The sequence below is a fragment of the Roseibium aquae genome (assembly GCF_008711285.1).
In the GTDB taxonomy this organism is placed as follows: Bacteria; Pseudomonadota; Alphaproteobacteria; order Rhizobiales; family Stappiaceae; genus Roseibium; species Roseibium aquae.
The window spans coordinates 16,771-29,636 of record NZ_VXDC01000005.1; the positions used below are offsets into that span (position 1 = coordinate 16,771).

General features: G+C 63.0%; 10 protein-coding genes. 4 read left to right on the forward strand and 6 right to left on the reverse strand.

All coding sequences use genetic code 11. The annotated features are described in order from the left end of the window. Positions 1-299 precede the first annotated feature (299 nt). Both F0184_RS08955 and F0184_RS08960 read left to right on the forward strand, forming a co-directional pair. On the forward strand, positions 300-1,454 hold the full coding sequence (locus F0184_RS08955) for a glycosyltransferase family 4 protein (protein WP_150495848.1): 1,155 nt from the start codon (positions 300-302) through the stop codon (positions 1,452-1,454). Between the two features lie 247 nt (positions 1,455-1,701). Then, on the forward strand, positions 1,702-2,391 hold the full coding sequence (locus F0184_RS08960; protein ID WP_172972058.1) for a polysaccharide deacetylase family protein: 690 nt from the start codon (positions 1,702-1,704) through the stop codon (positions 2,389-2,391). On the opposite strand, the gene F0184_RS08965 is transcribed toward F0184_RS08960, so the two are convergent. Beyond that, positions 2,376-3,419, reverse strand: a complete 1,044-nt coding sequence (locus F0184_RS08965) for a glycosyltransferase family 2 protein (RefSeq protein ID WP_150495850.1) — start codon at positions 3,417-3,419, stop codon at positions 2,376-2,378. The genes F0184_RS08960 and F0184_RS08965 overlap by 16 nt on opposite strands. Before the next feature lie 102 nt (positions 3,420-3,521). On the opposite strand from F0184_RS08965, the gene F0184_RS08970 reads away from it, so the two are divergent. Then, positions 3,522-5,273, forward strand: coding sequence for an alpha/beta hydrolase (locus F0184_RS08970; RefSeq protein ID WP_172972059.1), 1,752 nt, complete (start codon positions 3,522-3,524; stop codon positions 5,271-5,273). On the opposite strand, the gene F0184_RS08975 is transcribed toward F0184_RS08970, so the two are convergent. The 3 genes from F0184_RS08975 to F0184_RS08985 form a co-directional block, all read right to left on the reverse strand. Beyond that, complete coding sequence (locus F0184_RS08975) at positions 5,274-7,355, reverse strand: GumC family protein (protein WP_150495852.1); 2,082 nt, start codon at positions 7,353-7,355, stop codon at positions 5,274-5,276. Between the two features lie 65 nt (positions 7,356-7,420). Then, on the reverse strand, positions 7,421-8,728 hold the full coding sequence (locus F0184_RS08980; RefSeq protein ID WP_150495853.1) for an O-antigen ligase family protein: 1,308 nt from the start codon (positions 8,726-8,728) through the stop codon (positions 7,421-7,423). A 60-nt stretch (positions 8,729-8,788) separates the two neighbouring features. Beyond that, positions 8,789-9,967 (reverse strand): glycosyltransferase, encoded by a 1,179-nt coding sequence (locus F0184_RS08985; protein ID WP_150495854.1) that lies wholly within the window; start codon positions 9,965-9,967, stop codon positions 8,789-8,791. A gap of 146 nt (positions 9,968-10,113) precedes the next feature. On the opposite strand from F0184_RS08985, the gene F0184_RS08990 reads away from it, so the two are divergent. Beyond that, positions 10,114-10,899 (forward strand): WecB/TagA/CpsF family glycosyltransferase, encoded by a 786-nt coding sequence (locus F0184_RS08990; RefSeq protein WP_208998400.1) that lies wholly within the window; start codon positions 10,114-10,116, stop codon positions 10,897-10,899. Between the two features lie 100 nt (positions 10,900-10,999). Here the strand turns inward: F0184_RS08990 and F0184_RS08995 are convergent, their stop codons facing one another. Together F0184_RS08995 and F0184_RS09000 are read right to left on the reverse strand one after the other, a co-directional pair. Beyond that, positions 11,000-11,746 (reverse strand): cobalt-precorrin-6A reductase, encoded by a 747-nt coding sequence (locus tag F0184_RS08995; protein WP_150495855.1) that lies wholly within the window; start codon positions 11,744-11,746, stop codon positions 11,000-11,002. Beyond that, positions 11,739-12,836 carry a cobalt-precorrin-5B (C(1))-methyltransferase gene (locus tag F0184_RS09000; RefSeq protein WP_150495856.1) on the reverse strand — a complete coding sequence of 366 codons (1,098 nt, stop codon included), beginning with the start codon at positions 12,834-12,836 and terminating at the stop codon, positions 11,739-11,741. Before F0184_RS09000 ends, F0184_RS08995 begins: the two co-directional genes overlap by 8 nt. Between the last annotated feature and the right edge of the window lie 30 nt (positions 12,837-12,866).

The window sequence follows — 12,866 nt, forward strand, 5'->3', positions numbered from 1 at the left end:
CCCGGCCGCCTGTTTCACGCGGCACAGTGCCGCGAAGAAGAACGCGCGCACAAGTCCCCCTTGCCGTTTTTATGTCCCGGTTTTCAGGTCCCTGTTCCCGTATGTGCGGCAGAGTTGAAACCTGGTCCCGGTGTCGCGTAAAAAGCGATATGGTCCGGACCAGGGTGACCGGTCTATATATCCGTCAGAAGCCGGGTTTGAGCCAGGATCAGGACCGCGTGCCGGGGTCTTCGGGATCCGGAGCAGGTTTGCCATCGAGGGCACGTTGGCCCGGATCGGACAAAACGGATCAGAATGCCATGAGCGAGGCCTTTGACGGAATGCGGATCGTTCATGTGGTGCGGCAATTCGCGCCCCGTGTCGGCGGCCTGGAGGACATGGTCCGGAACCTCGCCCGGTCCCAACTCGGCCGCTTCGCGAGCGTTGAGGTCGTGACCCTGGACCGGCTGTTCACGATGCCAGACCGGCGTCTTCCGGCCCGCGAAACGATCGACGGGATCGCCGTAACGCGGATTCCCTATTCCGGCCTCTCGCGTTATCCGTTTGCACCTCAAGTGTTCCGGCACCTGGCCGAAGCCGACCTTGTGCATGTACACGGTGTGGACTTTTTCTTCGACGCGCTCGCGCTGGGCCGCGGCCTTCACGGCAAGCCGCTCGTTGCAACCACCCATGGCGGCTTCTTCCATACCCAGACCTTCCGGCGGCTGAAGCTGCTGTGGCTGAACACGCTCACCCGCCTCTCCATCCGCCAGTATGGCGTGATCGCCTGTTGCGGCGCGAATGATTTTAAGATCTTCCAGCCCATCGCGGGCAGCCGGTGCCGCTTGATCGAAAACGGGGTGGACATCGCCAAGTTCGCCGGGGCTTCCCCGGAAAAGCCGGTCAAGGGCATCGTCTCGATCGGGAGGTTTTCCGTCAACAAGCGGCTCGACCGGTTGCTCGACGCGATGGCTTGCCTGACCGCGCAGGATCCGGACTGGCATCTGCACATCGTGGGGGCCCCGGCGGATCTGACTGCCGCGGATCTGCACCGGGAAATCGCCGCCCGGGAGCTGGCGAACCATGTGTCGGTCCACGCCGGGGCATCGACGGAGCATGTCCGGGATCTGCTGTCGCGGGTTTCGGTGTTTGCAAGCGCATCGGAATACGAAGGGTTCGGACTGGCGGCAATCGAGGCGCTCAGCGCGGGATTGCCAACGGTGGTGCATCCGAACGCGTCCTTCAGCGATCTTGCGCGCCGCCATGACGCGATGCATCTCGTGGACTATTCATGCCCGCAGGAGGCTGCGGCCGCGATCACTCGGGTGTTCGGGGCCTTGTCCGGGCAACCGTCCTTGCGGGACGAGGCCATGCGGTCCGCGCGCCAGCATGATTGGCGCCAGGCCAGTGCCGCCTATGAGGATCTTTACCGCGAGGTGCTTGGCGCCGGGAGCCCCGGGGCGGGAAAACCATAGAGCCATCCCCGGTCGGCTTGACGAGCTACGCTGCAATCTGATCGCTTCCTGAGTGGCCGCACTTCTCTGGACGTTTCACCCAAAACGCCCGATGCGCTGGTGTGGTGAATTTGACCTGCGCCTGATAGTTTGCGGGGCCCTAGAACCGCATTTCCATCCCACTCCAACGGGCCGCACCCCTTTGCGCCGCAAGGCCATCCGCTCCGCCCCACCCTTTGCAACCCGTTCACCAAGGTCCGCTTCCCTCATGCTTCCACAGACATGTCTCCTGACATTCCACGGCATCGGCGCCCCCATCGCGCCATTGCAGCCCGGCGAGGAGCAGTACTTTGTCGGTGAGGACGTCTTTTCCAAGGCGCTCGACCTGCTGCCCGTCCTGGAGAAAGCCCATGGGGTGACGATCGAGTTGTCCTTCGACGATGGCAATGCGTCCGATTACCGGACCGGGTTCCCGGGTTTGATCGCCGCTGGACGGACGGGGGCCTTCTTCGTTCTGGCCGGACGCCTCGACCAGGATGGCTATCTCACCCGCCGGCAGGTCCGGGAAATGCATGATCATGGCATGGAGATCGGGACACATGGCTGGGACCATGTGGACTGGCGGACCCTCGACGCGGCCGCACGGCAGCGCGAATTTGTCGATGCGCGAAAGGCTCTGGAGGACGTGACAGGGGCTCCGGTCACGAAAGCGGCGGTGCCCTTTGGCCGGTTCGACGCGGGGGTCTTGCGCAGCCTGAAGGCCGAAAACTACGCAAAGGTGTTCACCAGCACGTCGGGACTGGCCTATCGGGCCGCGTGGTTCCAGCCCCGCTGGTCGCCGACGCGGGCGTTCGATCCGGCCCGCGACCTGCCGCGCAGGCTGGCCCTGTCCCAAAAGATCAAAGCAGCGGTGTTCGCGGCCCTGCGACCGGTCCGGTACCGCTACGGAGCCTTGTAGAGCTCGGCCAGCGGCAATCCGGCGCAGGCGCGCAGCTTGCCGCAATTGAGCGCGGCCTTTTGCCGGTAGCGGAACGCGCGCGCTTTCGAGACGGGCGCCGCCGCGAGGGCTAGCGCCATGGCGGCCGCGGTCTTTGCCAGCGCGCTGGCGCAGAACAGCAGCCGAAAACCGGGTGCCGGCCGTGCGGCCATTTGATGCAACCCATAGGACTGTCCCGCGCGTATGGCCCGGGTCATGATGTAACGTGAATCAAGCCGTTCCGCCGGGACGTGTTCGCGGGCAATGGCCGTATCGCAGGCCACGATCTTGAGGCCCTGGGCGGCCGCGCGGCCGAAAAAATCGGTGTCCTCCCCGCCAGTGGTGCCGAACTCCGGCCGGAAGCGCAGGCCAAGATCCCGAACCGGCGCCATCCGCACCAGCGTGTTTCCGCCCCGGCCCGTCGTCAGCGTCTGCCCCTGCGCACCCCAATCCGCATAAAGCGGATTGGCTTTCACCAGCCAATCCGGCGTTCCGTCCGGATAGTGCGGAATGACGGGCCCCACCACAACATCGGCGTGAAACATCCGGGCGCAGGCAAAAAGCTGCTCCAGCCAGTCGGGTTCCACCCATTCGTCATCGTCGACGAAAACCAGCCAGTCGCCGCCAACCGCATCGAGCAGCGCATTGCGCGCCTTGGAAATGTTGCCGGCATGAACCGGGAGCACCCGCACGGGCAGATCGGTCCCCGTCAGTCCTTGTTCTGCCAGTCCGTCCCCTGCCAGTCCGTCCGCTGGCAGGCTGCCCCCGGTCAGGCTGCGCACCAGTCTGCCGGCGGCGCCGTCGCGGGAGTCGTCCGCAATAACGACGTCGAGCTCGAACGCATTCCGGCTATGCAGGCGCGTAAAAGACCGCAACGTATCCGCCAGGCTGTCCCGGCCCATGCTGGCGATGGCAATTGAAACCTTGGTCATGGTCTTGTCTTCATGGGTGGCCGGTGTCATCCAGAGCGAGAATCCGGCCCGCGCGGCCTTGCATGCACCGCCCTGCATCAATTATCAAACATTGCTGAACGCGAGGGTGAAAAAATCTCAAAGTCTACAAGCCTGTTGAGTACCGCAACCCCGGAAACCGGTCCGCGGGCACCTTGTCCGGTGAGTAGCCTGGAGACCGGCCTCTCCCGGGGAGAGCCGTTTTATGTGGACGGGCTCGGGGGCTGGCTTCATCGCGCGGCCGGTTCAACGGCCGTGCTTTTCCTTCCCCCGTGGGGATACGAAGAGCTGGCCGCCCGGAAATTCTATCGGGTGCTGGCCGAAAAGCTGGCGGCTCGAGGCTTTCCGGTGCTGCGGTTCGACTACTGGTCGACCGGCCAATCGAGCGATCCGCCCGGTCCGGCTTCTGCGTCCGGCTTTCTGGCGTCGGCGCGCAGGGCCCTTCAGGAGCTCCGCCGCCTCACATCCGCCTCGGAGATTGTCCTGCTGGGTCAGGGCTTCGGAGGGCTTGTGGCCGCAGAACTGGCGCGGCATGCCGGCCCCAAGGGGCTGGTGCTCCTGGCTCCGGCACCATCGGGGCGTGCCTATCTTCGCGAAGTGCAGGCCTTTGCGGCCATGACAAAGCCAACATTCCTGGCCGGCTCTTCGGAGGGGCCCAACGGCGGGATATTCGCGGGCGGCTTCGGTCTGACCAAGGAGCAGACCGAGGAGATCCAGACATTCAATCTGATGAAGCGGCCCGGAAACGATCATGGCGCGCCGCTCGCGCCCGAAATCCTCGTCGTGGAGCGGCCGGACCACCCGGGCGACGAAGGTCTTGTGCGCACACTGGGCGCGCTCGGGCCCGTGTCCCGCAGGCCGTTTTCCCGGTTCGAGGCCTATGCCTCCAACCCGACGCTGTCCGAATTCCCTGTCGCCGCGTTTCATTCCATCGTCGATTGGATGACGGATACCTTTCCGACGGAGCCGCCGTCCGGGCTCCGCCCTGCCGTCCCCCTGTCCACCTCCATGGCCGGACCGGGATACCGGGAAACGGTCATCCGGTTCGGCGAACAGGGCCAGTTCTGCGGTGTTCTGTGCGATCCTTCGGACGGTGAGGCGCCCGATACCGTCATCGTGTTCCTGAACGCCGGATACGATCACTCGATCGGCTGGGGCCGCGCCCAGGTCGAGCAGTCGCGCGCGCTTGCCGGACGCGGCATTCCGAGTTTGCGTTTCGATCTTGCCGGCATCGGGGAAAGCGCCTTCTGGCCGGATCAGCCCGATCAGGTGCTGTATTCACCAAAGCAGCTGGAAGATGTCCACTCTGCCTTGGGCGAGGTGGTCCTCCGGTATCCAGACGCGGCCGTCATTCTTTACGGCCGGTGCAGCGGCGGATACCTCGCATTGGCGGCGGCGGAACAGGACCGGCGGGTGGCCAAGGTTTTTGCCGTGAATGCGCGGCGGCTCGTCTGGGACAGCCATGAGGATGTCGATCAGGCGATCCGGGAGCCGATTCAGACCCTGGACACCTATCGGCGAAAACTTGTCGACGGGGCCGTTCTCAGGCGGGTGTTCACGGGCGATCTGCCTGTGGCCCGGGTGATCAGCCGGCTGACGCAGGCGGCGGCGGTGGCGCTGGCGCCGTTGAGCGCCCCAATTCTCCGGTCCCGGTCCGCCCACTACCGTCAGGCCCGGCAGGCGAAGATCCGTTTTTCCGCGCTTTTCGAACGCAAAGTGCCAGTCCAGCTTGTCTACAGCGTCGGGGACCGGGGGCGTGGAGAAGTGGAAAAATGGCTGGGCCGGACGGATCAGGTCAAACAGCGCTATCCCAACCTCACCATCGCCGACATTGCCGATGCCGATCACAATCTGACGCCCTTGCCGGCCCGCCAAGCGGTTTTCGCGCACCTTGTCGCGTTCGCCGCAAAGTGATCAGTGACGCTCGCCACACAGGACGACATGGGTATCGAGCAGCTCGCTCCGGCTGTCCGGTGTGCCCTGGACGCCCACGATGACCAGATCAAACTCGCCGCGGTAGCTTTCCAGATCCTCCTCGTCCAAGAGTTTCGACACAGAGTACTTTCTCCGATCGCCGCGCGGCGCCACGAATTCGATGTTGAGCGCTGACAACACGTCCTGATTGTCCGATCTGCGCCCGGCCCTGTGCGGCGGCGTGCCGCCGGAAGCGCCAGCTTGCTCCCTGAGGTCCAGCAGCAGGACCCGCTCATCGAGCCGCGAAGCCATGATTGCAAACGACAAGGGCACCACCTGCTCGGGGTCGCGGCCGCAGGCAATCTTGATGACCGCGCCCTCCGCCCTCCGGCGGGTAAAGTTCACCCGGTCCAGGATCGTTTCGATGTCCCGCCAATATCGGGTGTTGCGGTCCTGGATGCCCGTCTCGTAGCGGCGGAGTGAGCGCAACAGACCCGCCATGACCTCTCCCCCCACCTTTTGCAAACCGGGAACGAACCGCCGTGAAAGCCGGTGGAGGTTGACGGCGGCTGGATGGCTTGCCATGTCCCGGCGCTGCGCCACAGGCCCGGAAGCGGCGAGCAAGGGCGGGGGAGTCGGGCTTGTGATCAGACCGGATCGAGGCTGCGACGCCATGGGCGGGGTGAAGTGATGGATCACCAGGGACAGGGCGGTTCGTCCGACGACGATCGCCCCGCCGACCATGCCCCCCAGAATACCGCCCAGAACCACCAGCAGTTTCCGCTTGGGCCATATCGGCGATTCGGGCACCTGAGCGGCCGAGATGATTCGCGCAACGGGAAGCGTGATCTGTTCGGCTTCCGCGACTTCCTTGGTTCGCGTGAGAAGGGTTTGATACAGTCCCCGGATCGCCTCGGCCTCGATTTCCAGTTCCTGCAATTCGACGCGCGAGCGGGAGGCTTCGTTGGCCATGGCCCGCGCGCGGTCGAGTTCGTTTTCGACCTTCAACACCCGGTCGCGCGCGACATCCGCTTCCAGGCGGGCGGAGGCTGCAATCCGTTGCACTTCTTCTTCGATCAACCGGCGGACCTGTTGAACCTGGGCCCGGGCTTCGACGAGGCTGGGGTGGGAGGGTAACAGGTTGGCGGCCAGGTTCGCCTCGTTCCGCGCAGCCAGGGTGAATTGCTCCCGGAGCGCGGTGATGGCGCTGGAACTGGTCGCATCGCCCGAGATATCCGGCGATGCGCCGGCATCGATCAGACGCTCGATTTCCTGAGCCTTCGCCTCCGCAGCGGCCAGCGTGGCCCTTTCCTGGGAAAGCCGCTCGGCGACGATGGCGAGTTCCTGACTGCTGACGGTCGCGTTGTCGCTGGTCGCCTGAAGATTGTTCGCCGCCTTGTAGCGCTCGACCTCGTCTTCTGCCTCCCGCAAGCGTTGTCTTATGCTCGAAAGCCGGTCCACGACCTGCTCCTGCACTCGCAGCCCCTGCGTGCTGTTCCGCCGCTCCTGGTCCGCAGTGTAGCTCTCGGCGATCGCATTCGCCAGGATGGCGGCCTTTTCAGCGGACCGGGACTGCACCGATACGTTGATCACAAAGGTCTGGCCGGCGCGTTTGACATCCAGCGCCTTTCGCAGCGCATCGATGGTCTTGCTGGTCGCGTCCTGATTGCTGGTTTCATCGGATGACCCCAAAAAAGGCGCCAGAAGTGCACTTAGTCCGGTCGGCTGCGCATTGATCCCGAATTCAGGATCCTCGATCAGGTTTTGGGAAAGAACCACCTGCTCCAGAATGGTGGAGGACCGGATGACCTCGACCTGGCTGTCGACGCCGAAGGCATCTGTCATCACGCGGCTGGGAATTGCCCGGTCCTCAAAGGGCTGACGCACCGAGGGGTCGATCAGGATCCGCGCCGTGGCCTGATAGACCGGTGTCAACGTCAGCGAAACAGCGGCGGTTATACCGGCGAACAGGAAGCCGCACAGGGCGACCAGCCAGAAACGGGCTCGCAACGCCTTGATCATCTCGACGAGGCCCAAGAAGGCCTGCTGGCCCTGATCCGTGTCCTGGCGAATATCGCTCACGTCCGATTGAGGTCCCAATTGAAGATCCAGATCTGACGGCTTATCAAAACATGGTTAGCAAGACCCTAAGGCCTTCCGGCCGCGAAGTCCGGTTTGGCCGGTCGCTGGCTCGCAGGCAGCAGCGCGGCCAGCAGAAACTGCAGCCACAGAAAGGAAAAACCGCGGAACCAGCTGCTTTCCATGGAATTGTGGACCATCGCGAATATCAGGATCGTGAGGCAAAGCCATGCAAGCCCCGGCATGTGCCGGGCAAGGCGGGCAATTTGCGTCAGGGTGAAAACGAGGAGCAGGACGAGAAGGCTGAAGCCCACCGCCCCGGTCTCGATCAACACATCCAGATAACCGCTGTGGGATTGAAGCAGCGAGGCAACAAAGCCCGGAGCCTCCCGGAAAACGCTGGAATCGGTGCCTGTCGCCCAAAATGATGCGTAGCCATGCCCGAGCACTGGAGAGCGTTCAATGGCCTCCAGCGAAAAGGCCCAGATCGTTGTCCGGCCGGTGAATGTCTCGTCATCGAACAGCAGCATCGAGAGATCGGAAAAGGCGAATTGGGCGGCTTGGGAAAAGAAAAACCAGCAAGCCAGTCCGAAAACCGCGGAAAACAGAAAGAGCCCGGTCAGGCCTATATTCAGGCCGCGGGATATAGCGATCAGGCCAAAGGCGGCGGCTGGCGCGGCGATCCCCAGCGCCAGCGAAGTCTTGGATTGGCTCATGACCACGAGCGCTAAGGCGGCGAACGCGGTTGCCAGATAGACCCAGCGCATGGCGCCCCGCCGCGTGAAAAATCCGAACATCATGAAAAGGAAAGCCCCGGCCATGGTGGCCCCTAGCGCGTTTTTTTGGGCATAGAGACCAACGTGTCCAATGGGACTGGGCGGTACGATGATAACGGCGATCACATTGATCCACACAGCGAGAGCAAGCACGGCAAGCAGGCCGGAAATCACCCGGCCGGTGTCGCGCGAGACGAGTATGGGGATGGCCAGGACCAGAACGAAGATGGTCTGCAGCAGAATACGTCTGAGGGCGATGCCGGGCACTGGAGACCAGGTGACGCTTGCAAAGGCCAGCACAAGATAGGCGGCGATGAACAAGACCGCCGGGTTCTTGAGGCGGTCAAAGATCACAAAGATGCGATTGCCCGCTGAAAACAGGGTCAGTCCGAACAGGCCGAGCCAGAAAAGCTGGTTCAGTCTGTTTGGCTCGGCCGCAGCGATATTGTTTTCTGCGCTGCCAACAGTTGCCCCTTCGGTCAGGAGCGGATTGAGCAATATGACGTAGAACAGCACGATCGCCGGAATCGCGCTCAAGACACGTTCGAGTGGGCCGATCGTTCCGCGCGCCGTTTCAAACGTGTGAGAAAGCTCGGTCAAGGTCCGCTCAACTCCGTGGCTAATGTCCCGCCTGGCCGCCCGGGTCCCGTGACCGGTCCGTCAACCATCGCGCCGGGCTTCATTATGGCGCGTCAGGATGTCTTGTCGATAACCCTCAGAAACGGCGGCCGGGCTGAAAATCTCGTACAGCCGGTTTTGGTTTTCGCTGATCATCGCCCTGTACCGCGCGTTTTCCAGAAAAAGGCGCTCTAGCCCGGCCTCGATGCGCGCGGCGTCGCCAGGGGGAACCGCGACACCGACGTCCAAGCCGTCCAGATAGCCGTCAATGCCCGTGTTGCCCCCATAAAGGATCGGCACGCCGGCAAACAGGGCTTCCGTGTAGACCATGCCAAAAGTTTCATTGAAGCTCGGCAAGGCCATCGCGAGATAGTTTGGCAGGATGTCCAGCAGCCGCGCGTTGTCGACCTTGCCTTTGAGACGAACCGCGCCTTGGAGGTTCATTCTGGCGATAAGGCTCTCGACCGCTTGAACCGATGCCTCCGATCCTCCCCCGACCAGGTCAAGTTCGATATCCGGGTGTTTGGCGCGAAACGCGGCAAAGCCGCGAAGCAGGCCGGACAGCCCTTTTCGGCGCCTCATATCGAGATTCATGATTGAAACGAATTTTCGCTCCGGCGGATGGATCTCGATGAGCGGCCGGGCATTGCTGACGATATTGGGAAGGTTTCGGCATTTTGCGGAAATTTCCGGAATCCTGCGCTCCATGACCGGGCGGTACCAAGCGGAGACGGCATAGACGCGTTCGGCCTTTTGTGCGATCCGCCGGAGCAGCGGCAGATAGTGAGGCTTAACCCGCAAAACCTTGGACTCGGCCTCGCCCCTGATGGAGACGAACAGCCGGGCCCGAGGGAAATGATGATCGACGATATGAGCCGCCGCGATGCCTTCAAAGCAATACTTGTGCGCGTGAATGACGTCCGGTTCGATCCCGTGTTCGCGGGCCAGACATGCAATCCGATTGCCCAGGCGCCGCATCATCGGGGCCAGCCCTATTCCAAGGGGCGGTGCGAAATAGCGAAGATGAAACAGGCGCAGCGGCCCGTCATGTCCGAGATCCTGAATGGTTTCTCGGCTCGGCAACGAGATCCGCTCGAGCGACATAACCACGTGGTGGAGGTCCGGCGTGCCATCCAGCAGACGCTTCACGGCGTGGGTATTCCACGTGCGCGACGGATCCGGGTAATCGGCTGCCAGATGAAGGAGAACAGGTTTCGTCATTTCCAGCGTTTTTCGGATCTCTTCACGGGCGCATTACTCATGGGAAGGAGTTCCGCTTGAGGAGAGGCATAGGTTGCGGTTATATCGCGGCGAATATTAAACATGCGCATACGCTTCTCATCGCACGGAAAGACGGCCGCGACCAAATGGTTCATGACTGCGCTGACACCGCGCCCGAAGCTTGTGCCGGCCGCCTGGCGATCGGCTCGTTGGACATTCTGTGCCTGAAGCGCGAGGCCGCGATCGGCCTGATCAGGTCTGCGATCTCGCGCGGTTTGAAAACCGACATTGCCATCTGCAACGCTCATACGCTGGTAACGGCGTTCGAGGATCCGGACTACGCGCAAACCTTGAACAAGATGGTGTTGTTAAATGACGGAATAGGTGCCGACCTGGCCGCCCGTTTTCTGCATGGGACCCGGTTTCCGGAAAATCTCAACGGAACAGACCTGATCCCCGCCTTGCTGGAAGAGATCGGCCTGCCGTTGCGCATCTATTTGCTTGGCGCGGCGCCCGCGGCACTGGCGGAAGCTCGAGCCGCCATTGGCGAAAGGTTTCCCGATCATAGAATTGTTGGCAGTTGCGATGGCTATTTTTCCAGTACCGAAAGCGACCGGATCTGCGCCGAAATCTCGGCACTGCGGCCCGACCTGCTTCTTGTTGCCATGGGAAATCCGAAGCAGGAACGGTTTATTGTTCAAAACCGGCCTTTTCTGGATGCCACCGTAACCATCGGCGTCGGCGCCCTGTTTGATTTTTTGTCGGGCAAGGCCGTGCGCGCGCCCGGTTGGATGCGGATTTGGGGTCTGGAGTGGCTGTTCCGGCTGAGCCGCGAACCACGGCGGCTGTTCGGGCGCTACGTGATCGGGATCCCGAAGTTTTTCTTCCATATTGCCCGCCTTAAACGGGCGCAGCGGCGGCGAACGAGATAGGCGTTTCCGATGGCCGGGAAATAGCTGGCACTCTCGAAGTCTTGGAGCGTCTTTCCGGGTCGATTGATCGCGACGCTGGTCAATTTTGTGAGAAGGTATTCTAGAGATAATGCGCCAACTGCCGGAGAATGTGTTCCGGTGTCTCGGCGGCAAGGACCCGGGGCAGCGCGGGGCGCTCGATCATCGTCACCGGCACGCCCAGAGCCCGCGCGGCGGCCAGTTTCGCAAAGGAGCGGGTGCCGCCGCTGTTCTTGCACACGATCCGCTCGATCCGGTGTGTCGTCAAAAGCGCGCGTTCAGCTTCCATGGACTGGGCAGGCCGGGCGAGCTCCAAGCGCCAGTGATCGGGAAGAGGATCTGCTGGCGGCTCAATCATGCGTGTGAGCGCAAAGAGGTCGATGCGGTCGAGAAAGGTGGAGATCTCCTTCCGCCCCACGGCCAAGAACACCCGTGACCCGGTGTCGAGACCAGCGGCAGCCGACGCCATATCGGGCACGAAGGTCCAATTGTCTTCGGGTCCCGGCGCCCAGGGCGGCCGGTCCAGACGCATGAGCGCAACATCGGCCTGCTTCGCCGCATGATAGGCGTTCCAGCTCATCTGGCTGGCAAAGGGGTGGGTGGCATCGATCAGGATGCGGGTCTCGTGGTTCTTGAGATAGCGGGCCAGGCCATCAGCACCGCCGAATCCACCAATCCGCGTGGGCACGCCTGTGTCCGGCAGGTCGGACACGACACCGGCAAAGGATAAAACAACGGTCACGTCCGGAAACGCGGCACAGGCGGCTTTGGCAAGCAGGCGGGCCTCGAAAGTGCCGGCAAGAATCAAGATGTGGGTCCGCTCAGTCATCGAAGCCGGCGACCCCAATTGCCGTGCCGCCGCGGTCGACGATCAGCACTTCCAGATCTATGGGCGCGGTCCGGAGAATGGTTCTGACCGCGGTCTTGGTTTTCGCGGCAAGGAGGCCGGCCAGATCAACCTTCTCCGCCGCGGCCGTATCGAGAACTTCCTTTGCCGTGTTGGCGCAAAGGGCGCGCTCCTGAAGGCTCTCCGGCGCTCCGGCTTCGGCCAGCAGGCCGGCCAGGAACTGAAAATCGACCTGGCTTCGCGCGGAGTGCAGATCGAGCGCGCCTTGGGCAAGCTTCGTGAACTTGGCGAACCCGCCCGCCATCGTGAGGCGCTGAACCGGGTGCGCGCGCAGATATTTCAGCATGCCTCCCGCGAAATCGCCCATGTCCAGATAGGCCGCGTCCGGAAGATCGGCATACCGGGCGCGCACCGCATCCTCCGAGCTTGCCCCGGTCGCGCCGACCACGTGGGTGAGATGGATTGCACGGGCCACGTCGATGCCGCGGTGGATGGATGCGATCCATGCCGCGCAGGAAAACGGGCGCACGATCCCGGTCGTTCCCAGCACGGAGAGCCCGCCGACGATTCCAAGGCGCGGGTTGAGCGTCTTGAGCGCAAGCTCTTCGCCGCCCTCGATGGCGATCTCCACTTCGACATCGCCCGCCAGCCCCGTTTCGGTGGTGACCTCCCGGATGGCGGTCTCGATCATCTGCCGGGGCACGGGATTGATCGCCGGCTCCCCTGGCGGGATCGGAAGCCCCGGCCGGGTGACGGTGCCGACGCCGCGCCCCGCCTTGAACCGGATGCCTTTTCCGTCAGCCTTCAGCCGCACGGTTGTTGTGATCAGCGCGCCATGGGTGACATCCGGGTCATCGCCTGCATCCTTGGTGATCGTGGCTGAGGCCCAATCCGGCCCCAACTCATGGCTCGTGAGTATGAAATCAGTGGTTCCGCCCTTGGGCAGGGAAATCTCGACCGGGTCGGAAAATTCGCCTGTGGCCAGAGCATGAAAGGCCGCTTTGGCGCCGGCTGTGGCACAGGCCCCGGTGGTCCATCCCCGCTTCAGATCTGCTGGCTTGTGTCCGGTCATGGCGCCGTTATAGCGTAGAAAAATCCACGG

Bases quoted from the DNA above. Each gene is read 5' to 3' on its own strand.
- F0184_RS08955 (WP_150495848.1), top strand. From the start codon at position 300: ATGAGCGAGGCCTTTGACGGAATGCGGATCGTTCATGTGGTGCGGCAA.
- F0184_RS08995 (WP_150495855.1), bottom strand. From the start codon at position 11,746: ATGACTGAGCGGACCCACATCTTGATTCTTGCCGGCACTTTCGAGGCC.
- F0184_RS09000 (WP_150495856.1), bottom strand. From the start codon at position 12,836: ATGACCGGACACAAGCCAGCAGATCTGAAGCGGGGATGGACCACCGGG.
- F0184_RS08985 (WP_150495854.1), bottom strand. From the start codon at position 9,967: ATGACGAAACCTGTTCTCCTTCATCTGGCAGCCGATTACCCGGATCCG.
- F0184_RS08990 (WP_208998400.1), top strand. From the start codon at position 10,114: ATGGTTCATGACTGCGCTGACACCGCGCCCGAAGCTTGTGCCGGCCGC.
- F0184_RS08965 (WP_150495850.1), bottom strand. From the start codon at position 3,419: ATGCAGGGCGGTGCATGCAAGGCCGCGCGGGCCGGATTCTCGCTCTGG.
- F0184_RS08960 (WP_172972058.1), top strand. From the start codon at position 1,702: ATGCTTCCACAGACATGTCTCCTGACATTCCACGGCATCGGCGCCCCC.